Below are 20950 nucleotides of genomic sequence, written 5' to 3' on the forward strand. Positions count from 1 at the left end.
TCCTAGACCTGATAGGTGCTGTCAGGCACGTCGGTGATGAACATATGACCCGGCGAATGGGTAATCGCGAAGGGGACCCCGGAGGCCATGAGCGCAGCCTGGGGGGTAACGCCACAGGCCCAGAACACCGGAATTTCACCAGGCTCGATGCGTACTGCGTCGCCGAAGTCCGGCGTCTGCAGATCCCTGATACCGAGCAACTGTGGCTCGCCGATATGCACCGGAGCACCGTGTACCGAGGGGTAGCGCCCGGAAATACCGGCTGCCTCGGCCACGCGATCAGCCGGGATGGGGCGCATCGATACCACCATCTCGCCATGCAGGCGACCCGCCGGGCGGCAGGCGCGGTTGGTGCGGTACATCGGCACGTTGCAGCCGTCGGTGATATGTCGTACGTCGATGCCAGCCTCCTGCAGGGCAGTCTCGAAGGTGAAGCTGCAGCCGATCAGGAAGGTCACCATGTCGGCGTGTTCGGCCCAGGCGGCGGTGGCATCGCTGACTTCTTCGGCCAGCTTGCCGTCACGCCAGATTCGGTACAGCGGCAGATCGGTACACAGGTCGGCGCCTTCGGCCAATACCGTGTGTGGGCTGCCGGCATCAGTCACGTCGAGCACCGGGCAGGCTTTGGGGTTGCGCTGGGCGTATAGCAGAAAGTCATAGGCCCAGTCGCGGGGCAGGGCGATCAGGTTGGCCTGGGTCATGCCCGGCGCGATGCCTGCCGTGGGCGCGATGTGGCCGTTGCGGTAATTGGCTCGGGCCTGGCGGGCGGCGGCAATGGCGGTCTGCTGGGCACGTTGGATGGCGTTCATCGGGTACTCCCGGCGAAGGATTGCAGAGATACGCCGGAGTGCTCCAGCAACTGGCGCACTTCGCGAGCCATCTGGACGGCGCCGGGGCTGTCGCCGTGCACGCAGATGGAATCGGCTTCGATGCGGGCGACGCTGCCATCGACTGCCTCAACCTCGCCGCTCTGCACCAGGCGTAACATGCGCTGGGCCACCTGTTTGGCGTCGTGCAGCACGGCGCCTGGCTCGCGGCGCGATACCAGGGTGCCTTGCGGCGTGTAGGCGCGGTCGGCAAAGGCTTCGGCGATGCAGGTCAGACCTTCGCTACGTGCCAGCTCAATCAGTGGCGAGCCGGCCAGGGCCACCAGCACCAGGCGCGCGTCGACGGCGCGAATCGCTTCGATCACTGCCAGCGCCTGACGCTTGTCGTGGGCGATGGTGTTGTATAGCGCGCCATGCGGTTTCACGTAGCGCACCGAGGTACCGGCGGCAGTGGCCAGGGCCTGCAGGGCGCCGATCTGATAGATCACGTCGGCGGTTAGTTCATCGCTAGCGATATCCATATTGCGGCGGCCGAAACCGACCAGGTCCGGGTAGGCGACGTGGGCGCCGATGGTCACGCCCCTGGCAGCTGCCGCCTTGAGAGTGCGCAGGATGCCGGCGGGATCACCCGCGTGGAAGCCGCAGGCGACGTTGGCACTGGTGACGATGTCGAGCATCGCCGCGTCGTCGCCCATCGACCATTGGCCGAAGCTTTCACCCATATCGCTGTTGAGATCGATGATTGGCATGGTTGATTTCCTTGGATCAGGCAGCATTGAGGAACGCGAAGATCGGGCCGACCGACATCGCGCCCATGTACCAAGTGAGGGCGCAGACAATGGCGCCCAGTGCCAGCAGCCAGCGCGGATAGTGATAGCCATCCATCAGGTCCGCACGGCGCCAGCCCACATAGATGAATATGGTCAGGCCGATAGGCAGGATCAGCCCATTGAAACCACCGGCAAAAACTAATAGCGCAGCGGGCGGGGTGCCCAGAAGAAGGTATGTCAGCAGTGACAGCGAGATAAAAACCACAGTGGCCAGGTTACGACCACGTTCGCTGATCGACGGCCGGAATACGGTGAGGAAAGACATCGAAGTGTAGGCTGCTCCGATTACGCTGGTGATGCCGGCAGCCCAGAGGATGAGACCAAATGCACGCAGTCCGAACTGGCCTGCCGCAGCCTGAAATGCCTGCGCAGCCGGGTTGGCTCCATGGCCGGAAGTATCGATGGCAACGCCGCTGGCGACCACGCCGAGAATGGCCAGGAACAATATGTAGCGCATTACTCCAGTGACGATAATGCCGTTGAGAGCAGCCTTGGAAACCGACTCGATGTGTTCTACGCCAACTGTGCCGCGATCCAGCAGACGGTGCGCACCGGCATAGGTGATATAGCCGCCGACAGTGCCGCCAACGATAGTGGTAATGGTGGCGAAGTTGACCTCGTCCGGCCACACCGTTTGGCGCAGGGCCTCAGCCACCGGAGGGTTGGAAGCAAAGGCGACGAAAAGGGTCAGGGCAATCATCAGTATGCCCAGTACGATCATGATGCGATCTACGGCGATACCGGCTCGGTGTGACAGGAAAATGCCGATCGCCACCAATGCGCTGAGAGCGCCGCCCCACTTGGCATTCAGCCCGGCCAGAGCGTTAAGGCCAAGACCGGATCCGGCGATATTGCCGATGTTGAATACCAACCCGCCGAAGATCACCAGTACTGCCAGCAGATAGCCGCTTCCGGGGATCGCCGCGTTGGCAACATCCGATGCACGCATGCGGGTAAGGGTGACAATTCGCCACACATTCAGTTGCACGACGAAATCTATGAGGATCGAGGCGAGGATTCCGAAGGCGAAGGCTGCCCCCATGGTTGCGGTAAAAGTCGCAGTTTGAGTGATGAAGCCGGGACCGATGGCAGATGTAGCCATCAGAAATATGGCAGCTAGCAGGGAGGAGCGACGTGAGCGTGCGAAGTCGCTGGGCGTCTGGGATTGCATAGGGCACTCCTGAAAGGTGGGCGGGTTCTTTTTTTACGCAAGCACTGTGCCATGTAATTCAATCTAGGTATTTTTGTCGGGCTTAGACAGTTAAATTGTTCAACAATAAATATAATATCGATGGGGTATTTGCACTATTTTGTTACCTTAATACCCATGGATGTTTCATTCTGGTGCGACAGGTTACGCTTGCGGCTTGCCTGAGTGGTTACTCTGGTAGACCATCTGTCGGCATTAATGGGCCCGCTCCAACAAGCGGCACCACGCTAACGGATTGATACATGACGAAGACTGCTGCAGATAATCCCCGCACTCTGGGCGAAACCGTCACAGCCGAGATCCGCCGAAAACTGGTTGACGGGGAGCTAGTGCCTGGGCAGCGCTTGTCCGAGGCTGCGTTGAGCGAAAGCCTGAATATTTCACGCAATACCCTGCGTGAAGCCTTTCGCGTGCTAACCCAGGAGGGGCTGCTCAAGCATGAGCCCAATCGAGGAGTGTTCGTGTCTGTGCCCGACATGGCCTCGATCATTGACATCTACCGAGTACGCCGCTTCATAGAGTGTCAGGCGCTTGCCCAGGCCTATCCCAAGCATCCGGCGGTTAAGCGCATGGCCAGTGCTATGGCGAGTGCCAGGCAGTGTCGGGAAGCCAGCGACTGGAGTGGGGTGGGTACAGCCAACATGGCGTTTCATGCGGCAATCGTTGAGCTGGCTGACAGCGAGCGCCTCAATACCTTTTATGCGCAGCTGTCTGCAGAGTTGCGTCTGGCGTTTGGGCTGCTTAACGATGCCGAGTTTCTGCATTCGCCCTATATAGATCTGAACGCCAATATCCTCGAACTGCTTGAAGCCGGCCGGCCGGATGAGGCCTCGCGGGCGCTGGATGCCTACCTCGTGCAGTCGGAACGAACCGTACTGGCTGCCTATGCCCGGCGCCTGCGCTGATGGCTTGCTTTGCAGGGTTCATGGTTGCGTGCTGCCAGCAGCTGGGCTACTGTGGCAGCATCGTAACGAGAGACTTTCCCGTGACTTTCAGCAGCACCCTCCTGATGCGTGTCCTCAAGGCCCTGGCTCGTTGGCGCTGGCGCGCCTGATCCTTCTCCAGACCGGTTTCGCCGGTCAATCCTCGTTTGTCCGCTATCAGATCTTCACGCCGGCGCGCCCGCAGAGCACTTCAGTTTGTGCAGCCATAGGTGTCACGAAGACTGGGGCCCAGAGACCAAGGCAGTTCTGCAAGAGGTGATGCGACATGCTGCTGATGATCGATAACTATGATTCTTTTACCTACAACGTGGTGCAGTACTTGGGTGAGCTGGGTGCAGATGTCCATGTGATCCGCAACGACGAGTTGAGCATCGCCGAGATCGAGGCACTCAAGCCTGAGCGTATTGTTGTATCTCCCGGTCCCTGTACGCCAAGTGAGGCAGGGATATCCATCGAGGCGATCCTGCACTTTGCCGGCAAGCTGCCGATCCTCGGCGTCTGCCTTGGTCACCAGAGCATTGGTCAGGCCTATGGCGGTGAGGTAGTGCGCGCCCGTCAAGTAATGCACGGTAAGACCAGCCCGGTATTTCATGAGGATAAAGGCGTGTTCGCCGGCCTCAACAATCCGCTCACAGTGACCCGCTATCATTCTCTTGTTGTCAGGCGCGAAAGTCTGCCGGACTGTCTTGAGATCACCGCCTGGACCCAGCACGAAGATGGCTCGGTCGACGAGATCATGGGCCTGCGGCACAAAACCCTGAACATCGAGGGCGTGCAGTTCCACCCCGAATCCATTCTGACCGAGCAGGGGCATGAGCTTTTCGCCAACTTCCTCAAGCAGACTGGAGGCGTGCGCCCATGAACATAAAGGAAGCTCTCAACCGGATCGTCGCCCAGCTCGACCTGACTACCGAGGAAATGCAAGCCGTCATGCGTGAAATCATGACCGGCCAGTGTACCGATGCGCAGATCGGTGCTTTCCTCATGGGCATGCGCATGAAGAGCGAGACCATCGACGAGATCGTTGGCGCTGCCAGTGTTATGCGCGAGTTAGCCGCCCCGGTACGCATCGAGGCCGAACGCCTGGTTGATACTTGCGGTACTGGCGGCGATGGCATGAATATCTTCAACGTCTCCACCGCCGCGGCCTTCGTCGTTGCTGCAGCTGGCGGCAAGGTAGCCAAGCACGGCAACCGTGCCGTATCCGGCAAGAGTGGCAGCGCCGACCTGCTGGAAGCTGCCGGGGTTTATCTGGGACTTGAGCCTGCGCAGGTGGCGCGCTGCGTGGAGTGCGTGGGTGTCGGCTTCATGTTCGCTCCATCCCATCACGGTGCGATGAAGCACGCCATTGGCCCGCGTCGCGAGCTGGGGCTGAGAACCATCTTCAACATGCTTGGACCTATGACCAATCCTGCCGGTGCCCGTCACCAGGTAATTGGCGTGTTCAGTCAGGCGCTCTGTCGGCCCATGGCTGAGGTGCTGCAGCGCCTGGGTAGCAGGCACGTGCTGGTGGTGCATGCGCAGGATGGTCTCGACGAGATTAGCCTGGCGGCACCGACCTACGTTGCCGAGCTCAAGGATGGCCAGGTTCGCGAGTACCATATCCAGCCTGAGGAGTTCGGCATTAAGAGCCAGAGTCTGATCGGCCTTACCGTTGAGGGTGCCACCGACTCGCTGGCACTGATCCGTGATGCCTTGGGTCGGCGTCAGACCGAGAGCGGCCAGAAGGCAGCGGATATGATCGTGCTTAACGCTGGGGCGGCTCTCTACGCTGCCGACGAGGTCATGAGCCTGAAGCAGGGGGTAGAGCTGGCGCACGATGCGTTGCACTCCGGCTTGGCCTGGGAGAAGCTGCAGGAGCTGGTGTCCTTTACCGCAGTGTTCAGACAGGAGAATGAAGGGTGAGCGTGCCGACCGTTCTGGAGAAAATTCTGGCCCGCAAGGCCGAGGAGGTAGCGGCAAGGCGGGCGGTCATCACGCTTGACGAACTTGAGCGTCAGGCTCGCCAGGCCGATCCGGTGCGCGGATTTGCTCGTGCCTTGACCGAGCGCGCACAGCAGAAGCGAGCAGCCGTGATTGCCGAGATCAAGAAGGCTTCACCGAGCAAGGGGGTTATCCGTGAGTACTTCGTGCCGGCCGAGATCGCCCAGAGCTATGAGGCTGGCGGTGCGGCCTGTCTCTCGGTATTGACCGACGTCGACTTCTTTCAGGGTGCCGATCTTTACCTGCAGCAGGCGCGTGCCGCTTGCAGCCTGCCGGTGATCCGCAAGGACTTCATGATCGACCCATACCAGATCGTCGAGGCTCGGGCACTGGGGGCCGACTGTGTACTGCTGATCGTCGCCGCGCTGGACGACGCTCGTATGCTGGAGCTGGCGCAGGTGGCTCGGGAGCAGGGGCTTGACGTACTGGTTGAGGTGCATGACGGCAATGAGCTGGAGCGAGCGCTGACGCAGCTTGATACGCCGTTGCTGGGCATCAACAACCGCAATCTGCACACTTTCGAGGTCAGTCTGGATACCACCCTGGATCTGTTGCCGCGGATTCCTCGGGATCGCCTGGTGGTCACCGAAAGCGGCATTCTGAATCGGGCCGACGTCGAACTGATGCAGATCAATGAGGTATTCACCTTCCTTGTGGGGGAGGCTTTCATGCGTGCCGAGGATCCGGGTAGCGAGCTTGCCCGACTGTTCTTTCCCTGATCCTGAATGAACAAAGCCGGCTGATGCCGGCTTTGTTCATTCAGGGGACGAGTTAGCGGGTGCCAAATACCACCATGGTCTTGCCCTTGACGTGTACCAGGCCCTGCTCTTCCAGTGACTTGAGTACGCGACCGACCATTTCCCGCGAGCAACCGACAATCCGGCCGATTTCCTGGCGGGTGATCTTGATCTGCATGCCGTCCGGGTGCGTCATGGCGTCTGGCTGTTTGCACAGATCCAGCAGCGTGCGGGCCACCCGTCCGGTTACGTCGAGGAAGGCCAGGTCGCCCACTTTGCGCGTGGTGTTGCGCAGGCGCTCGGCCATCTGGCTGCCCAGTGCGAAGAGAATGTCCGGATCCTGCTGAGTCAGTTCGCGGAACTTGGCGTAGCTGATCTCTGCGACCTCGCACTCTGTCTTGGCGCGCACCCAGGCGCTGCGTTCCTTTTCCGCGCCCTCTTTCTCGAACAGCCCCATCTCGCCGAAGAAATCCCCGGAGTTGAGATAGGCGATGATCATTTCGCGACCATCATCGTCTTCGATCAGGATGGTGACCGAGCCCTTGACGATGAAGAAGAGCGTTTCACAGCGGTCACCCGCATAGATGATGGTGCTCTTTGCCGTGTAGCGTCGGCGGTGGCAGTGAGCGAGCAGTTTGTCGAGATTCTTGATTTTTGGTGTAAGGGTAATAGCAACCATGCCCGAGTCCCGGAAAATAAATGGAAGGCCTTTGTCCCGCAGGCAAGTTCTTATTGGTTATCCGTACCAGTGTGCCAGCATTCTGGCTCCAGCTTAATAATTCGTCCGTTATCAGGACGTGTTTTGCGACCTGGATAACATACGTATAGGAACCATAGCGCAAAAGCCGGTCGGCGGAAGGTTTACTGCTTGTGGTAATCTGCCGCACATTTCCACCTTGGGAGCCTGGATTGATGAAAGCGCGCGTACAGTGGGCCGGTGAAGCCCTGTTCCTTGGTGAATCCGGCAGTGGCCATGCTGTGGTGATGGACGGCCCGCCCGAGGCCGGTGGCCGTAATCTCGGTATTCGTCCGATGGAGATGGTGCTGATCGGCCTGGGGGGCTGCAGCAACTTCGACGTGGTCAGCATCCTGCGCAAGGGACGGCAACCGGTGGAGAGCTGTGAGGTATTCCTGGATGCTGAACGCGCCTCCGAAGAGCCCAAGGTATTCACCAAAATCCACCTGCACTTCGTGGTCAAGGGGCGCGGCCTGAAGGAAGCTCAGGTCAAACGGGCGGTGGATTTGTCGGCCGAGAAGTACTGCTCGGCTTCGATCATGCTGGGCCGTGCAGGCGTTGAGATCAGTCACGATTACGAAATCGTTGAACTGGGCTGAATCGCCATATGGAAAAGAACAAGGGCGCCGATGGCGCCCTTGTTCTTTTCAGATGCGGTAGGTGCTCTTGGTCATGACCTTCGATAGCAGGGTCATGCCGAACTTGACAGGTGCCGGGAAGCGCAGGCCACCGGCGGCCAGAGCGCTGTCGGCATGCTGCTCTTCGTCGATGCGCATCTGTTGGAGAATGGCGCGGGACTTGGCGTCGTGTTCGGGGATCTGCTGCAGATGCTCGTCGAGGTGTTTGCACACCTGATCCTCGGTGGCTGCGACGAAGCCCAGACTGACTCGGTCGCTGACCAGCCCGGCGATCGCGCCGACGCCGAAAGAGAGGCCGTAGAACAGCGGATTGAGCACGCTGGGGTGGCTGCCGAGTTCACGGATGCGTTGCTCGCACCAGGCCAGGTGGTCGATTTCCTCGTCGGCTGCCTGTTCCATGGCGCTGCGCACTTCCGGTAACTTGGCGGTCAGTGCCTGGCCCTGATACAGCGCCTGGGCGCAGACCTCGCCGGTGTGGTTGATACGCATCAGTCCGGCAATGTGACGGCTTTCCTCGGTGCTGAGTTCGGCCTCGGGCAGCACGACGGCCGGCGACGGGCGGCCCGAGGCTCCACTGAACGGCAGCAGCGTGCGCAGGGCAGCATCGGCCTGAAGTAGCAGGCGGTCGATGGGGGAGTAGTGGCGTTCGCTGGTCATGGGGCCTCCGGAACAGACAATGGTGCAGTTTACTGCATGCCGCCGGTGCGCGGCGAAGGTTGCGCCGAATGGACGCAGATTAATAAAAAGTGAAGGACGACCAGCGCATGTCTGCCGACCAAGCCATCATTGTTGGCCGCGTAGGCGTGCGGGGAGGGGGGCAGTCCAGCGCAGTGAATTGCCTGCCTGTTTGCACAAGGAGCAATGTTTGAAGAACGATATTCACGATCTGGGCCTGGTGCTGGACTCGAAGGTCAAGCTGGTAGTGATCGAGTCCTGGGATGAGATGCGGGTGCTGGAGACCCTGACCAGTCTGGCGATCCGTCGTGGCGTCGGGCTGCATACCTGGTCGATCACCGGGGGCCTGCAGCGCCCTGGCTTTGCCGGCGGCACGAGCATCGATACGGCGACACAGGCGCCGGAAGACGCTTTGCGGCTGGTCAGGGCGGATACACAACCCAATCTCTACGCCATGTGCGACCTGCACCCTTTCCTTTCGGACAATCCGAAGCTGGTGCGTCTGCTCAAGGAAGTAGCGATGCAACAGGAGACCTACCGGCCAACGCTGATCCTGGTATCCCATGCCTTGCGTCTGCCGCCCGAGGTACAGCGCCACTCGGCGCGTTTCCAGCTGTCTCTGCCATCGGAGGACGAACTGCTGGCCATAGTGCGGGAGGAGGCTACGCGCTGGAGTGAGCGCAATCGTGGAGCAAGGGTTCGTACCGATAACCGCACTCTGCAGCAGGTGGTGAAGAACCTGCGTGGGCTGAGTCATGTTGAGGCGCGGACACTGGCCCGCAACCTGATTGTCGACGATGGGGCGATCACCCAGGAAGACCTGCCTGAGCTGAACCGAATCAAGTTCCGTCTGCTCGACCTCGATGGAGTGCTCAGTTTCGAGTACGACACGGCACGCTTTGCCGATGTGGGTGGATTGGTGAATCTCAAGCGCTGGCTGGGCGAGCGGCAGGCGGCCTTTATGTCCGGCAGCGGGCCTGACCCTCTGCGCGGGGTGATGCTGGTCGGGGTACAGGGTGGTGGCAAGAGCCTGGCGGCCAAGGCGGTTGCCGGCCTTTGGGGGCTACCGCTGCTGCGTCTGGACTTTGCTTGCCTGTACAACAAGTTCTTCGGTGAAACCGAGCGCAACCTGCGCGAAGCATTGCGTTTGGCTGAGCAAATGGCGCCCTGTGTGCTGTGGATGGACGAGGTGGAGAAAGGCCTGGCCACCGGTGACCACGATGGTGGTGTCAGTCAGAGGGTGCTGGGGACGCTGTTGACCTGGATGGCCGAGCGCAAGTCGCCGGTATTCGTGGTCGCTACCGCCAATGCCATCGATCGTCTGCCTCCGGAGCTGGTGCGCAAGGGACGTTTTGACGAGCTGTTCTTTGTCGATTTGCCCAATAGCCAGGTACGTGCCGAGATCTTTCGTATTCATCTGCAGCGGCGCGAGCTGGATCCAGCCGGATTCGATCTGGTTGAGCTGGCGCTGGCCAGTGAAGGCTTTTCCGGAGCGGAAATCGAGCAGGCGGTGGTCAGTGCCCTTTACGCTGGACAGGCCCGGCAGCAGGCTGCCAGTCAGGCGCTGGTGTTGGAGGCGATTCGCAATACCGCGCCGTTGTCAGTGGTGATGGGCGAGAGGCTGGCGGCTCTGCGGCAATGGGCTGACGGACGGACCGTGAAGGCCGGCTGAGGTCGTTCAGAGTCCGCCATAGGTGCGCGTTAACCGGCCGCTGAGCCAGCGCACCAGCCAGCGTGGTGTAAAGCGTGGCAGAAACGTCAGCAGTCGATTACGCCAGCCGGGGATGATGATCGCGCGGTTTTTCGCCAGCCCCTTCAAAGCGATCAGCGCTACCTCCTCAGCCTTCATCAGCAGCGGGCTGTTTTCCAGACGCGAGATGTCCATTTGCGCGTCGCGGAAGAACGCGCTACGAGTCGGCCCCGGACAGAGGGTGCAGACATGTACGCCGAGGGGGCGCAATTCTTCCCGCAAACCTTCGGAAAAGTGCAGCACATAGGCCTTGCTGGCGTAGTAGCTACTCATCCAAGGGCCGGGCTGGAAAGCGGCCAGAGAGGCCAGGTTGAGGATCTGACCGCCCCCCCGCTGTGCCATGTGCTGGCCCAGTGCGTGGCACAAACGGGTCAGGGCCAGTACATTGACCTCCAGTTGCCGTTGCTCGCGCCCCCAGTCCTGTTGCAGAAAAGCACCTGCACAGCCGAGACCGGCGTTGTTGACCAGCAGATCGATACTCCAGGGGCCGTGCTCTAGTTCATGCAGCAGGCCGGAGAGTTGCAGCGGCTCGCTGAGATCGCAGATACGAAACAGCACCTTGATACCGAAGCGCTGTGTCAGCTCGCTGGCAATGCTGTCTAGCGCCTCTCGCCGGCGTGCTACCAGGATCAGGTTGTGTCCCTGGCGGGCGAGAGCCTCGGCGATGGCCAGGCCGATGCCGCTGGAGGCTCCGGTTATCAGAGCGTAACCGCTCAAGGCTATTTCTCCTGAAACTGCTGCTACTGAGCGTGCTCAAGGTAGCCTTGGTAGGCTGGAACTGTGATGGCGGCCAGAATGCCGATAAAGGCGAAGATGCCGAGCAGCAGGCCGCCCCAGGCCAGGACTGTGACTCCGCGGCTGTTGGGTGGCGCTGGCGGGCCGTAACGGTTGGCACCGCTGGTGCCGGGTATCAGGAACATCAGCAGGGTAAAGACGAAGCCGATGAGCGGCACGAAGTTAATCAGCCAGAGCCAGCCGGACCAGCCGATGTCATGCAGCCGCTGTACACCGATCATCACGCTGACCGCGAAGACTGTGATCCCTATCGGGAGCATCAGGACGCCGCCGAGCACTGGCAGGAAGGCCATGACGCCCATGGCGATTGCATAGGCCAGCATGGCCAGCAACATCAGTCCCATGGACCAGCCCAGGTAGCGGAGCCGGCCGATTCGACCGCTGATACTGAACACCTTCAGCTCGCCAAATTCCGGCAGGTGTTCGGCAACATCGGCCTGAGGTGGCGAATAGGGAGATACGGCCGGGGTCGGACTGGGTCGCTGCTCCGCTAGTTGCGCCTGGCGGGCCAGGTACTTCTCGATGATGATGCCACAGGCCGTGCATTCACTATTCCTGGGCTGCTCGTGACCACACTTGGGGCAGTTCATGGGGGGCTGTTCGGTCGGCGTGGACTGTTGCAATTGCTCGTCGGTTGGCACCAGGCTCAGGCTGGCGACCTGATCCACTTCCTTGCGCACGCGGGCACCTGCTTTCTGCAAGGCGGCAAGGTACTGGTCGGCCTGGCTGTCGCTAAGATCGCGCTTGAGCACAACCAGGGGGCCACTGAACAGGCTGTCGATGCGTGCCGGAGTGCTCTTGAACAGACGGGTCAGGTTTTCCTTGACTGTTTCCAAGGTGGTATCGGGCATCAACTGGCCGTCGAAGACGATCTTGTAGCGTGGTGAGCTCATGCGGGCTTCCTTGTCGGCGGAAAAAGGAAAGGGAGCGGCCTGCTCCGGGAATGGTCGGGCTAGTGGTTAGCCTAGAGTGTCAACTGGTTCGGGCACAAGCTGCCTGGCGTACGGTGTGGGTTGTCGCTCATCCTCCACGCCAGGTGCTCCAGCGGCCGACCAGTTGGCCCTTGCGCAACAGGCGTATTTCGCTGAACTCGCCGAGCAGCCTTTCACTGATTGCCGGGCGCAGAAATACCCAGTCACCCCGTTGTAGGTTACTGGCCGTGCTGCCCAGCAAGCGTTCCTGATTGGCACTGCGTCCGTAGAATCGGTCGTAATCAAGTCCGCCAGGGGAGACTGGCTGGGCTGGCCAGCGTCCACCATAAAGGTAGTAGGCCTGCTGGCGATTGCGATCCCAGCCGGCAATCAGTGATTGCAGGGGTTGCAGGTAGGGAAGTGCGCCATCCTCGATTTTCAGCAGTGGGCTGGCGATCCACAGCGCAGGTTGGTGCCGATGCAGTAGTGCTGTGTCGAACTCGGCAGGTTTGAGTAGTGCGGAACCTACCGCTACCTCGTTTAAGACGGTTTCCAGTTGGCTGTGCAAAGGGTAGGTCAGGCTGCCTGCGCCATTGAGCAGGGGGGATGAAGGCCACTGATCGGTAAAAGTCTGGGCGCACTCCAGAAAGGCGTGGTAGCGGGCATTGGTCTGGCCGAATGCCTGTTCCTGCGACAACCAGAACGGCGTATGAGCAATATGGGCGTCGTATCCCATTAGCCCCTGTAACTGCAGAAACGGATGCTGACGCAGTTGCAGCATGGCCTCTCCAAGTGCTGCGGGCGTGGCAAAACCACCGCGATGCAGGCCAACGTCTATCTCCAGGGCGATGCGCAGTGGCTGATTCAGTGCCTGGCCCAGTTCAGCATACTGTTGTAGGCGCTCGTTACTATCGATAAGCCAGGTCAGTTGGAGACTCGGTTTGAAGGCCAGGTGCTGCGGCAACTGGCGGTAGAACGCCAGGGCAGCCTGCACGGGTAACGGCTTGCCGAGCAGCAGGTCTGCTTGCGGGAAGTTGCGTGCCAGCTGGTTGAGCTGAGGTTGGTGAAAAACCATGAAGCGCTGGCTGTTCAGGCGTTTGGAAAGGTATTCGAGCAGCCCGGGACTGGCCAAAGATTTGACCACCAGACGCAGCGCCAGGCGTCCGTGCAACTGGGCGGCGAGCAGATCCGCGTTGGCGTCCAGCCGGTCCAGGTCGATCAGCAGCACGGGAGTGCCGTCGCCATCAGCCTGCAGCTGTCGGTTGAGGGAGGCGAAATATCCCTCATGCGGACGACCGCGATTAGACGGGCGCAAGGTCCAGCCACCCAGCAATGCGAGTGCGCCCAGCCCTACCAGGTGGCGGCGCTTCATTGCGGCCAGTGCTCTCCCAGTTGCCGAGTGCGAGCCAGAGCAGCGCGGTATTCGTGATCCAGTCGTGCCACCAGTGTCTGCACTGTGGGTAGATCGTCGATGTCGCCGGCTCCCTGACCTGCCGACCATACGGTTTTCCAGGCCTTGGCCTCGTCATCCACCGGCTTGAGTTTCTCACCGTAGTTGATGCTGGCTTTGTCCTGCAGACGTTTCAGATCGTAGCCCGCCTGTTCCAGACTCTGCCGCATGAAACTGGCCGGCACGCCGGAAACCGCCGGGGTGTGGATGATGTCGGCAGCCCGGGTATTGAGCAGCATGTCCTTGTAGGTCCGTGAGGCGGCGCTCTCGACGGTGGCGATGAAGCGAGTGCCCATATAGGCCAGGTCTGCGCCGAGTAGCTGGGTGGCCAGGATCTCGTGACCATGATTGAGGCAGCCGGCCAGTAGCACGGTCTTGTCGAAGAACTGGCGGATCTCGGCGAGCAGGGCGAACGGGCTCCAGGTGCCGGCATGGCCGCCAGCACCAGCCGCCACTGCGATCAGTCCGTCGACACCGGCCTCGGCAGCCTTCTCGGCATGGCGACGGGTAGTCACGTCATGGAATACCAGTCCGCCATAGCCGTGTACCGCATCGACCACCTCCTTCACCGCCCCAAGACTGGTGATGACGATGGGAACCCGGCGTTCGGCGCAAATGGCCAGATCCGCCTGCAGACGCGGGTTGCTCTGGTGAACGATCAGGTTGACGGCATAGGGTGCGGCGTCCTCGCTCAGACCGGCTTTCAGTTCGTCGAGCCAGGTCGCGAAGCCTGAAGTCTCACGCTGATTCAGTGCCGGGAAACTGCCGACGATGCCGCTGTTGCAGCAGGCCGTGACCAGTGCAGGATCCGATACCAGGAACATGGGGGCGGCGACCAGCGGCAGGCGCAGGCGTTGTTCAAGCAGGGCGGGCAAGGACATGGCAGGTTCCTCAGAAGGGGCGAACGACAACCAGGATGACAATGCCCAGCAGGGCCAGTACTGGGGCTTCGTTGAACCAGCGGTAGAACACGTGGCTGTGGCGATTCTCGCCACTAGCGAAGCGTTTGAGCTGCGCACCGCAGATCAAGTGGTAGACAACCAGCGCGCTGACCAGAAGCAGCTTGGCGTGCAGCCAGCCCTGGCTGAAATAGTAGGAGGGGTTGAGACTCAGCAGGCCAGCGCCCAGCGCCAGGGTGAGAACCATCGACGGTGTCATGATGCCGCGATAAAGCTTGCGCTCCATGACACAGAAGCGTTCGTGGCTGATGTTGTCATGGCTCATCGCGTGGTAAACAAATAGGCGTGGTAGATAGAAGAGTCCGGCGAACCAGCAAACCAGCGCGATGATGTGCAGGGCCTTGAGCCAGAGATAGAGCATTGTAGATCCTTGTGCGGAAAACCTGTTCCGATAGTAGAGTGGCTGCGCTCTGGCGTCACCCTCGCGGTTGGAGCCTGGTCGATGCGAACTTATCATCGAAACCTTTGCGGTGTTTCAAGAGGGCGGGCGATGAGCCGAGTAACGGATGGCGCTTGGGCTATCAACGGTAACAGGTGGGCACTGTCACAGAGGTGGCTGGTATGACACCGCGCTGGGAGGTTCGCCTGAGCGATCCGGCGCGTGAGCGCAGGCACTTCTGGCTGGCACTGTTGGGCTGGCTTTTGATTCCGCTGGCGTTCGGGTTCGGTCTGTATTGGCCGCAGCCAGTCGAATTGCCGGCCGCTGACGACAATCGGGCATTGCAGATGCAACTGGTTGAGCAGGAACAGGAGCTGGAGCTGTTGCGCCAGCGTCTGGCGGTCTTTGACAGTAGTGAGCGAGTCGGCCAGCAGACCCTTGAGCAGACGCGGCGTACCATCAAGCTGCTTGAGGATCAGATCTTCAAGCAGCAACAGGAGTTGGCTGCCTACAAGGCGGTACTGGCCCCGGACAGTCGTCGGGAAGGGTTGCGGATTCGAGCCTTTGAGCTGCAGGCCACGGATGATTCACGGCTTTTTCGCTACAAGGTACTGATGAGCCGGGACGGTGTCGGCGACGATCCGTTGCAGGGGCTGCTGCATGTCAGCGTGGAGGGTCGCCAGAACGGAGAGGATGCCAGTATCCCGCTCTCGGTGCTCTCTACGGAGTTGGAGGAAGCGACCATTCCCTTTTTCTTCAAGCAATTTCAGGCTTTCCCGGAGGCTGGTCGCTTCGGTGAGATACGCCTGCCTGATGCCTTTGAACCTCATCAGGTGAAGGTCGTGGCGGAGGTCAAAGGTGAGGCGCCGCAGGAGCACAGGTTCGATTGGATCAAATCAGGAGAGACAGCCACGCATGTGGAATAAAGACAAGGCCAAGCCGAATTTGCAGCGTTTCAGCGGCAAGACCAGCCTGATTGCTGCAGGCGCCGAGTTGTTGGGGGATATGCGCTTTCAGGGGGCGGTCCAGATTGATGGTCGGGTGATCGGCAATCTGCAGGCTAGCGAGGGGCTGGTACGTGTCAGTGTTGGGGGACTGGTTGAAGGTGAGATACGTGCACCCCATATAGTGATTGATGGCGAAGTGAGTGGTGACGTATTCGCCAGTGATCATCTGGAACTGGGCGCCCGTGCCCGGGTGCGTGGCAACCTGCACTACGGTCTGATGGAAATGGCTATGGGCGCGCAGATCGAGGGCTGTTTGTGCCCGCTGAAGGATGATGGGCGTCCGCTGGAACTACCGGCTTCGGTGGATGTTGAGCAATAGTTGACCGGTTTCGTCGGGCAAGCGGATAATGCCTGCCGTAACGCAGTATGGCGCATGGCGCCGGGAGTACAGCATGAGCGTCGAAACCTTCACCCCTGCCCCGATGCACTTTACCCAGGGTGCTGCCAGTAAGGTGAAGACCCTGGTCGATGAAGAGGGCAACCCTCGCCTGAAATTGCGCGTATTCGTCACAGGCGGCGGTTGTTCGGGTTTTCAGTACGGTTTCACCTTCGATGAGGAGGTGGCCGAAGACGACACCATCATTGAGCGAGAGGGTGTCAGTCTGGTGGTCGATGCGATGAGTTTTCAGTACCTGGTGGGATCAGAGGTTGACTATCAGGAAGGTCTGGAAGGCTCGCGCTTTGTCATCAAGAACCCTAACGCTACCACCACCTGTGGCTGCGGGTCCTCGTTCTCGATCTGAGGACAAGTTTTTTCTTTGAAGGAACGCCGCGCATTGCGCGGCGTTTTCATTGAGGCCTAGGCCGGATAGATGGCGCCGAGAACACGCAGCCCGCGTGCACCGGTAACGCTGGGACGGTTACCGGGAATGCTACTGAGGGCGCAGTGAGCGAGCCAGGCAAAGGCCATGGCCTCGATCCAGTCCGGGTCATGTCCCAGAGCCGCAGTACTACGAACTTGGGTGTCCGGTAGCAGTGCCGCCAGACGCTTCATCAGGCAGGTATTGTGGGCGCCGCCGCCGCATACCAACAGCTCGTCGGTGTGGGGCTGGGCACTGCGCAGGGCGTCTGTAATGCTGCAGGCAGTCAGCTCAACCAGGGTGGCTTGCACATCCTCGGTGGGCATTGGTGGCAGCCTCTGCAGATGAGCAAGCAGCCAGTCGAGGTTGAACAGCTCACGCCCTGTACTCTTCGGCCCGCGAGTTGCAAAGAACGGATCTTCCAGCAGGCGGGACAGTAGTGCCGGGTTAATCTGCCCAGTGGCGGCCCAATTGCCATCGCGGTCATAGTGGCTGCCCTGGCAATGCTGGATCCAGGCATCGAGTAGTACGTTGCCCGGGCCGCTATCGAAGCCGAGTACGTCTTGGCCTGGAGCAAGCAGGCTGAGGTTGCTGAAACCGCCAATATTGAGCACTGCCACATATCCACTGCTGTCGCCGAACAATGCCTGGTGAAAGGCAGGAACCAGCGGTGCTCCCTGGCCGCCGGCGGCCACGTCGCGTCGGCGGAAGTCAGCTACCACGCATATGCCGGTCAGTTCAGCGAGAAGCGCCGGGTTACCAATCTGGATAGTGAAATGGCGTGCAGGCTCATGACGGATGGTCTGGCCGTGACTGCCGATTGCGCGGATATGGCCGGGCTCAAGGCCTTGTTGTTGCAGCAGTTCGGCAATGGCGATGGCGGCCAGCTCGACCCAGCGCTGTTCGGCGAGCGCGGCTCGGGCCAGTTCGTCATCGCCAGGTGAGCACAGCGCCAGCAGCTCCTGACGCAGTGACTCGGGCATCGGTTGGTAGAAGGTCGCCAGCAGGCGGGTGTGCTGCCCCTGTTCGATCAGCGCGATGTCCAGGCCGTCCAGGCTGGTACCGGACATCACGCCAAGATAGAGAGGCACTGCTTATTGCTGCCGGTTGGCGGCCAGCAGGGTGGCCTTTTCCTGATCCATTCGTGCCATCAGCGGCTTGCTCAACTGCATGAAGCGCTTTTTCTCGCTGGCGGCGATGGGGTCAGCCATAGGCAGCTTCTGGCTCAGTGGATCGACATGTACCCCGTTGACCTGGAACTCGTAGTGCAGGTGCGGGCCAGTGGAAAGGCCGGTGGTGCCGATATAGCCGATAATCTGTCCTTGCTTGACATTGACGCCATTGCGAATGCCCTTGGCGAAACCCTGCATATGTGCATAGAGGGTGCGGTAGCGCTGGCCGTGCTGGATGATCACGGTATTACCATAACCGCCGTTACGTCCTGCCAGGGTAACACGGCCATCGCCGGCAGCCTTGATCGGGGTACCGCGGGGAGCCGCGTAGTCCACCCCCTTGTGGGCGCGGATCTTGTTCAGAATCGGGTGTTTGCGACCAGTGGAGAAGCGAGAGCTTATACGGGCGAAGTCTACCGGCGTACGGATAAACGCCTTGCGCATGCTTTCTCCGTTGGCATTGTAGTAGCTGGTTGTGCCCTGTTTGCTGGTGTAGCGCACGGCCGTGTATGTCTTTCCGCGGTTGGTGAAACGTGCCGAGAGTATGTTGCCGGTGCCCACGCTCTTGCCGTTTACCACTTTTTCTTCGTAGATCGCCTCAAATTCGTCGCCTTCGCGAATGTCCATTGCAAAGTCGATGTCATAGCCGAAGATGTTTGCCAGCTCCATGGTCAGGTTGTGGGACAGGCCCGCGCGTTTGGCGGAGAGAAACAGAGAGCTGTTGATGACGCCATGGCTGTAGCGAGTCACTACCTCAGGCTTGATCTGCTCGCTCTGAAAGTCGAAACCCTTGTCGTCACGAACCAGTCGGATGGTTTCCAGATCGCTTAGGCGAGTCTGCAGCTGCTTCAACTTGCCTTCCTTATCCAGTTCAAAATCCAGTACTTGGCCGACTTGCAAGCGGCCAAACTGTTTGGCTTGCTTGCTGCTGTTAAGTGCTTGGTGCAGGTCGTTGGCATTCAGGCCGACCTTGGAAAATACAGTGGAAAGGGTGTCGCCACTGCTGACAGTGATGCTGTGGTGGTTAGGCTGAGGAGTTGGCGTAGGGGCTTCGATAGTATCTAGGGAAGCCGGCTCAGTGCTTTGTGCAGGAGCTGCGTTGGCGACGCTGTCGCTGGGTTGCTCGATGCGGGCAAAGGGCGAGGAAAGCTCTTGAGGTAGTTGCTTTTGTCGGAGGTCGTCCTTTTCCTGAAGCACCAACTCAGCTTCATTGCCGAGATCCAGCTCGATAAAGGTTTTCTGCGCTTCGACTTCGCGCGAAGGGAACACCAGGAGTGCCAGGCTCAGCAGTGCGGCGACGCCACTCGCAGCCAGGATATGGCTCTTCGGGTATGGCGGAGCTTCGGGGGTCTTGTGCGTCATGGCGTGAGGCGTTTTCTTGGAATGGGCGATAACTGTATAAAATATAATCAAAAGTCCTGTGGGGCAACCCTTGATCGTGTCTGCCGGTCAGCGAAACGCGCTCTCTGGCAAACTTGTAATTAGTTCGTGATCTTGTATTTTGGGTTCCCTTTCAATTGGCAGTGGTTACGGTTTTTTCATGAAGTCGGTCGAAGAACAGCTGGCGCTGATCAAGCGCGGCGCGGAAGAGGTTCTGGTTGAGGCGGAGCTGATCGAGAAACTCAAGCGGGGGCAGCCGCTGCGGATCAAGGCCGGGTTCGATCCGACTGCACCCGATTTGCACCTTGGTCATACCGTTCTTATTAACAAGCTGCGCCAGTTCCAGGAGCTTGGTCATCAGGTGATTTTCCTGATTGGTGATTTCACTGGCATGATCGGTGATCCCAGTGGTAAGAGCGCGACGCGTCCGCCGCTGACTCGTGAACAGGTACTGGAGAATGCCGAGACCTACAAGCAGCAGGTCTTCAAGATTCTCGATCCGGCCAGGACCGAGGTCGCTTTCAACTCTACTTGGATGGACAGGCTCTCGCCGGCCGATTTCATCCGTTTGGCGTCGCAGTACACGGTGGCGCGCATGCTTGAACGTGACGACTTTGACAAGCGCTATAGTGGCAATCAGCCGATCGCCATTCATGAATTCCTTTATCCGCTGGTGCAGGGCTACGACTCGGTGGCGCTGAAAGCGGATGTCGAGCTAGGTGGTACCGATCAGAAATTCAACCTGTTGATGGGGCGTGAGCTGCAGCGTGCCTATGGCCAGGAGTCTCAGTGCATTGTCACCATGCCGTTGCTGGAAGGGCTTGATGGCGTGAAGAAGATGTCCAAGTCCCTGGGCAACTATGTCGGTATCCAGGAAGCTCCCGGCGTTATGTACAACAAGTTGGTATCTATGCCGGACTCTCTGATGTGGCGGTATTTTGAGCTGCTCAGTTTCCGCTCCATGGAGGAAATCAATCAATTCCGTCGAGATGTCGAGGCTGGCGCCAACCCGCGTGACATCAAAATCAAGCTGGCGGAAGAAATTGTTGCTCGCTTTCACGGTGAAGAAGCGGCGGCCAGTGCCCATCGCTCAGCAGGTAATCGAATGAAAGATGGCGAGCTGCCGGAGGATCTGCCGGAAATTCAGCTGACCTCGGCCGAGGATATGCCAATTTCTTCCGTTCTCAACAGGGCTGGTTTGGTGCGTAATGCCGCAATGGCTCGCGATCTGCTTGGTAGTGGCGGTGTGCGCGTAGATGGTCAGGTGGTCGAGCGTGCCTTCCTGTTCAGGCTCGGAGCAACTCATGTCTGTCAGGCAGGTAAGAAAGCCTTTGCTCGCATTACCCTCAAGGCTGAGTGAGGAGATTCGAAATTAAGGCTTGACGTTCTGTCGCTGGGCTGTAGAATGCGCGCCACTTCAGCGATGAAGCGCTTCAAAAACTTCTTGTTAATCAACAAGTTAAGTTGAATGAAGGGTTTGCGGATCTGAAGTTGGCGTGTAGGATGCGCCGGCCGGTGGGTGGTGAGCTGCTCTCGGTGTTTCGATCGGAAATCGAAGGTGGTGAAAGAGGTGGTTGACAGCGGATTTAAACGCTGTAGAATGCGCCTCCCGCTGGAGAGAAGAAGATCTGATCGAAAGCGCAAGTGGTTGAGTAGAAAGAAAAAATTCTTCGAAAAACAGCTTGACAGATTGAAAGGCTGCTGTAGAATGCGCGGCCTTGATTGAGGCGAAAGGCCTGATCGAAACGCTCTTTAACAACTGAATCA

23 protein-coding genes are annotated in these 20950 nt (G+C 59.7%); 10 read left to right on the forward strand and 13 right to left on the reverse strand.

The genetic code is table 11. From position 1 onward, the window contains the following. Positions 1–2: 2 nt before the first annotated feature. Genes NCCP436_RS10880 through NCCP436_RS10890 form a run of 3 tightly spaced genes read right to left on the reverse strand, consistent with a single transcriptional unit; the run spans position 3 to position 2828 of the window. The gene (locus tag NCCP436_RS10880) at positions 3–809 is read right to left on the reverse strand and encodes a putative hydro-lyase (protein ID WP_220804018.1); all 807 of its coding nucleotides are present in this window, start codon (positions 807–809) and stop codon (positions 3–5) included. Further along, entirely contained in the window at positions 806–1576 is a 771-nt protein-coding gene (locus tag NCCP436_RS10885) for a LamB/YcsF family protein (protein ID WP_220804019.1), read from the reverse strand. Before NCCP436_RS10885 ends, NCCP436_RS10880 begins: the two co-directional genes overlap by 4 nt. Positions 1577–1592: 16 nt before the next feature. Then, a complete protein-coding gene (locus NCCP436_RS10890; RefSeq protein ID WP_220804020.1) occupies positions 1593–2828 on the reverse strand; it encodes an NRAMP family divalent metal transporter in 1236 nt (411 codons plus the stop codon). A 281-nt stretch (positions 2829–3109) separates the two neighbouring features. Here NCCP436_RS10890 and NCCP436_RS10895 point away from each other — a divergent pair, with 281 nt between their 5' ends. From NCCP436_RS10895 to trpC, 4 genes are all read left to right on the forward strand, one after another. Continuing rightward, positions 3110–3772, forward strand: coding sequence for a GntR family transcriptional regulator (locus NCCP436_RS10895; RefSeq protein ID WP_220804021.1), 663 nt, complete (start codon positions 3110–3112; stop codon positions 3770–3772). Positions 3773–4076: 304 nt separating this feature from the next. After that, a complete protein-coding gene (locus NCCP436_RS10900) occupies positions 4077–4673 on the forward strand; it encodes an aminodeoxychorismate/anthranilate synthase component II (RefSeq protein ID WP_220804022.1) in 597 nt (198 codons plus the stop codon). After that, complete coding sequence (gene trpD, locus NCCP436_RS10905; protein ID WP_220804023.1) at positions 4670–5716, forward strand: anthranilate phosphoribosyltransferase; 1047 nt, start codon at positions 4670–4672, stop codon at positions 5714–5716. The genes NCCP436_RS10900 and trpD overlap by 4 nt, the downstream gene beginning before the upstream one ends. Continuing rightward, positions 5713–6513, forward strand: coding sequence for an indole-3-glycerol phosphate synthase TrpC (trpC, locus tag NCCP436_RS10910; protein ID WP_220804024.1), 801 nt, complete (start codon positions 5713–5715; stop codon positions 6511–6513). The genes trpD and trpC overlap by 4 nt, the downstream gene beginning before the upstream one ends. 52 nt (positions 6514–6565) lie before the next feature. Here the strand turns inward: trpC and crp are convergent, their stop codons facing one another. Then, the gene (gene crp, locus NCCP436_RS10915) at positions 6566–7210 is read right to left on the reverse strand and encodes a cAMP-activated global transcriptional regulator CRP (protein WP_220804025.1); all 645 of its coding nucleotides are present in this window, start codon (positions 7208–7210) and stop codon (positions 6566–6568) included. A 233-nt stretch (positions 7211–7443) separates the two neighbouring features. Between crp and NCCP436_RS10920 the strand changes: the two genes are divergently transcribed. Continuing rightward, positions 7444–7866 carry an OsmC family protein gene (locus NCCP436_RS10920; protein WP_220804026.1) on the forward strand — a complete coding sequence of 141 codons (423 nt, stop codon included), beginning with the start codon at positions 7444–7446 and terminating at the stop codon, positions 7864–7866. A 48-nt stretch (positions 7867–7914) separates the two neighbouring features. Here the strand turns inward: NCCP436_RS10920 and coq7 are convergent, their stop codons facing one another. Then, positions 7915–8562: a 2-polyprenyl-3-methyl-6-methoxy-1,4-benzoquinone monooxygenase gene (coq7, locus tag NCCP436_RS10925; protein WP_220804027.1), complete on the reverse strand. Its 648-nt coding sequence runs from the start codon at positions 8560–8562 to the stop codon at positions 7915–7917. 208 nt (positions 8563–8770) lie between these two features. Here coq7 and NCCP436_RS10930 point away from each other — a divergent pair, with 208 nt between their 5' ends. Then, positions 8771–10252, forward strand: coding sequence for an AAA family ATPase (locus tag NCCP436_RS10930; protein WP_220804028.1), 1482 nt, complete (start codon positions 8771–8773; stop codon positions 10250–10252). A 6-nt stretch (positions 10253–10258) separates the two neighbouring features. Here the strand turns inward: NCCP436_RS10930 and NCCP436_RS10935 are convergent, their stop codons facing one another. The 5 genes from NCCP436_RS10935 to hemJ form a co-directional block, all read right to left on the reverse strand. Continuing rightward, positions 10259–11047, reverse strand: coding sequence for an SDR family oxidoreductase (locus tag NCCP436_RS10935; protein WP_220804029.1), 789 nt, complete (start codon positions 11045–11047; stop codon positions 10259–10261). Between the two features lie 23 nt (positions 11048–11070). Further along, positions 11071–12018 carry a DUF805 domain-containing protein gene (locus tag NCCP436_RS10940; RefSeq protein WP_220804030.1) on the reverse strand — a complete coding sequence of 316 codons (948 nt, stop codon included), beginning with the start codon at positions 12016–12018 and terminating at the stop codon, positions 11071–11073. A gap of 127 nt (positions 12019–12145) precedes the next feature. After that, positions 12146–13408, reverse strand: coding sequence for an alanine racemase (locus tag NCCP436_RS10945; RefSeq protein WP_220804031.1), 1263 nt, complete (start codon positions 13406–13408; stop codon positions 12146–12148). Next, positions 13405–14367, reverse strand: coding sequence for a nitronate monooxygenase family protein (locus NCCP436_RS10950; protein ID WP_220804032.1), 963 nt, complete (start codon positions 14365–14367; stop codon positions 13405–13407). The genes NCCP436_RS10945 and NCCP436_RS10950 overlap by 4 nt, the downstream gene beginning before the upstream one ends. A 10-nt stretch (positions 14368–14377) precedes the next feature. Beyond that, positions 14378–14806, reverse strand: coding sequence for a protoporphyrinogen oxidase HemJ (hemJ, locus tag NCCP436_RS10955; protein ID WP_220804033.1), 429 nt, complete (start codon positions 14804–14806; stop codon positions 14378–14380). A 200-nt stretch (positions 14807–15006) separates the two neighbouring features. On the opposite strand from hemJ, the gene NCCP436_RS10960 reads away from it, so the two are divergent. The 3 genes from NCCP436_RS10960 (at position 15007) to erpA (ending at position 16574) form a co-directional block, all read left to right on the forward strand. Beyond that, positions 15007–15750, forward strand: coding sequence for a DUF6776 family protein (locus tag NCCP436_RS10960; RefSeq protein ID WP_220804034.1), 744 nt, complete (start codon positions 15007–15009; stop codon positions 15748–15750). After that, the gene (locus NCCP436_RS10965) at positions 15740–16150 is read left to right on the forward strand and encodes a polymer-forming cytoskeletal protein (protein ID WP_220804035.1); all 411 of its coding nucleotides are present in this window, start codon (positions 15740–15742) and stop codon (positions 16148–16150) included. Before NCCP436_RS10960 ends, NCCP436_RS10965 begins: the two co-directional genes overlap by 11 nt. A 73-nt stretch (positions 16151–16223) precedes the next feature. Beyond that, positions 16224–16574, forward strand: a complete 351-nt coding sequence (gene erpA, locus NCCP436_RS10970) for an iron-sulfur cluster insertion protein ErpA (RefSeq protein ID WP_220804036.1) — start codon at positions 16224–16226, stop codon at positions 16572–16574. A gap of 56 nt (positions 16575–16630) precedes the next feature. On the opposite strand, the gene NCCP436_RS10975 is transcribed toward erpA, so the two are convergent. Together NCCP436_RS10975 and NCCP436_RS10980 are read right to left on the reverse strand one after the other, a co-directional pair. Beyond that, positions 16631–17722 carry an anhydro-N-acetylmuramic acid kinase gene (locus tag NCCP436_RS10975; protein WP_220804037.1) on the reverse strand — a complete coding sequence of 364 codons (1092 nt, stop codon included), beginning with the start codon at positions 17720–17722 and terminating at the stop codon, positions 16631–16633. A gap of 3 nt (positions 17723–17725) precedes the next feature. Beyond that, a complete protein-coding gene (locus NCCP436_RS10980) occupies positions 17726–19165 on the reverse strand; it encodes a peptidoglycan DD-metalloendopeptidase family protein (RefSeq protein WP_220804038.1) in 1440 nt (479 codons plus the stop codon). A gap of 178 nt (positions 19166–19343) precedes the next feature. Between NCCP436_RS10980 and tyrS the strand changes: the two genes are divergently transcribed. Beyond that, entirely contained in the window at positions 19344–20543 is a 1200-nt protein-coding gene (gene tyrS, locus NCCP436_RS10985) for a tyrosine--tRNA ligase (RefSeq protein ID WP_220804039.1), read from the forward strand. 99 nt (positions 20544–20642) lie between these two features. Here tyrS and NCCP436_RS10990 read toward each other — a convergent pair. Then, positions 20643–20950: hypothetical protein (locus NCCP436_RS10990; RefSeq protein WP_220804040.1), on the reverse strand; the 308-nt coding region annotated here is incomplete at its 5' end.

Source organism: Pseudomonas sp. NCCP-436 (assembly GCF_019656335.1).
Classification (GTDB): Bacteria; Pseudomonadota; Gammaproteobacteria; order Pseudomonadales; family Pseudomonadaceae; genus Aquipseudomonas.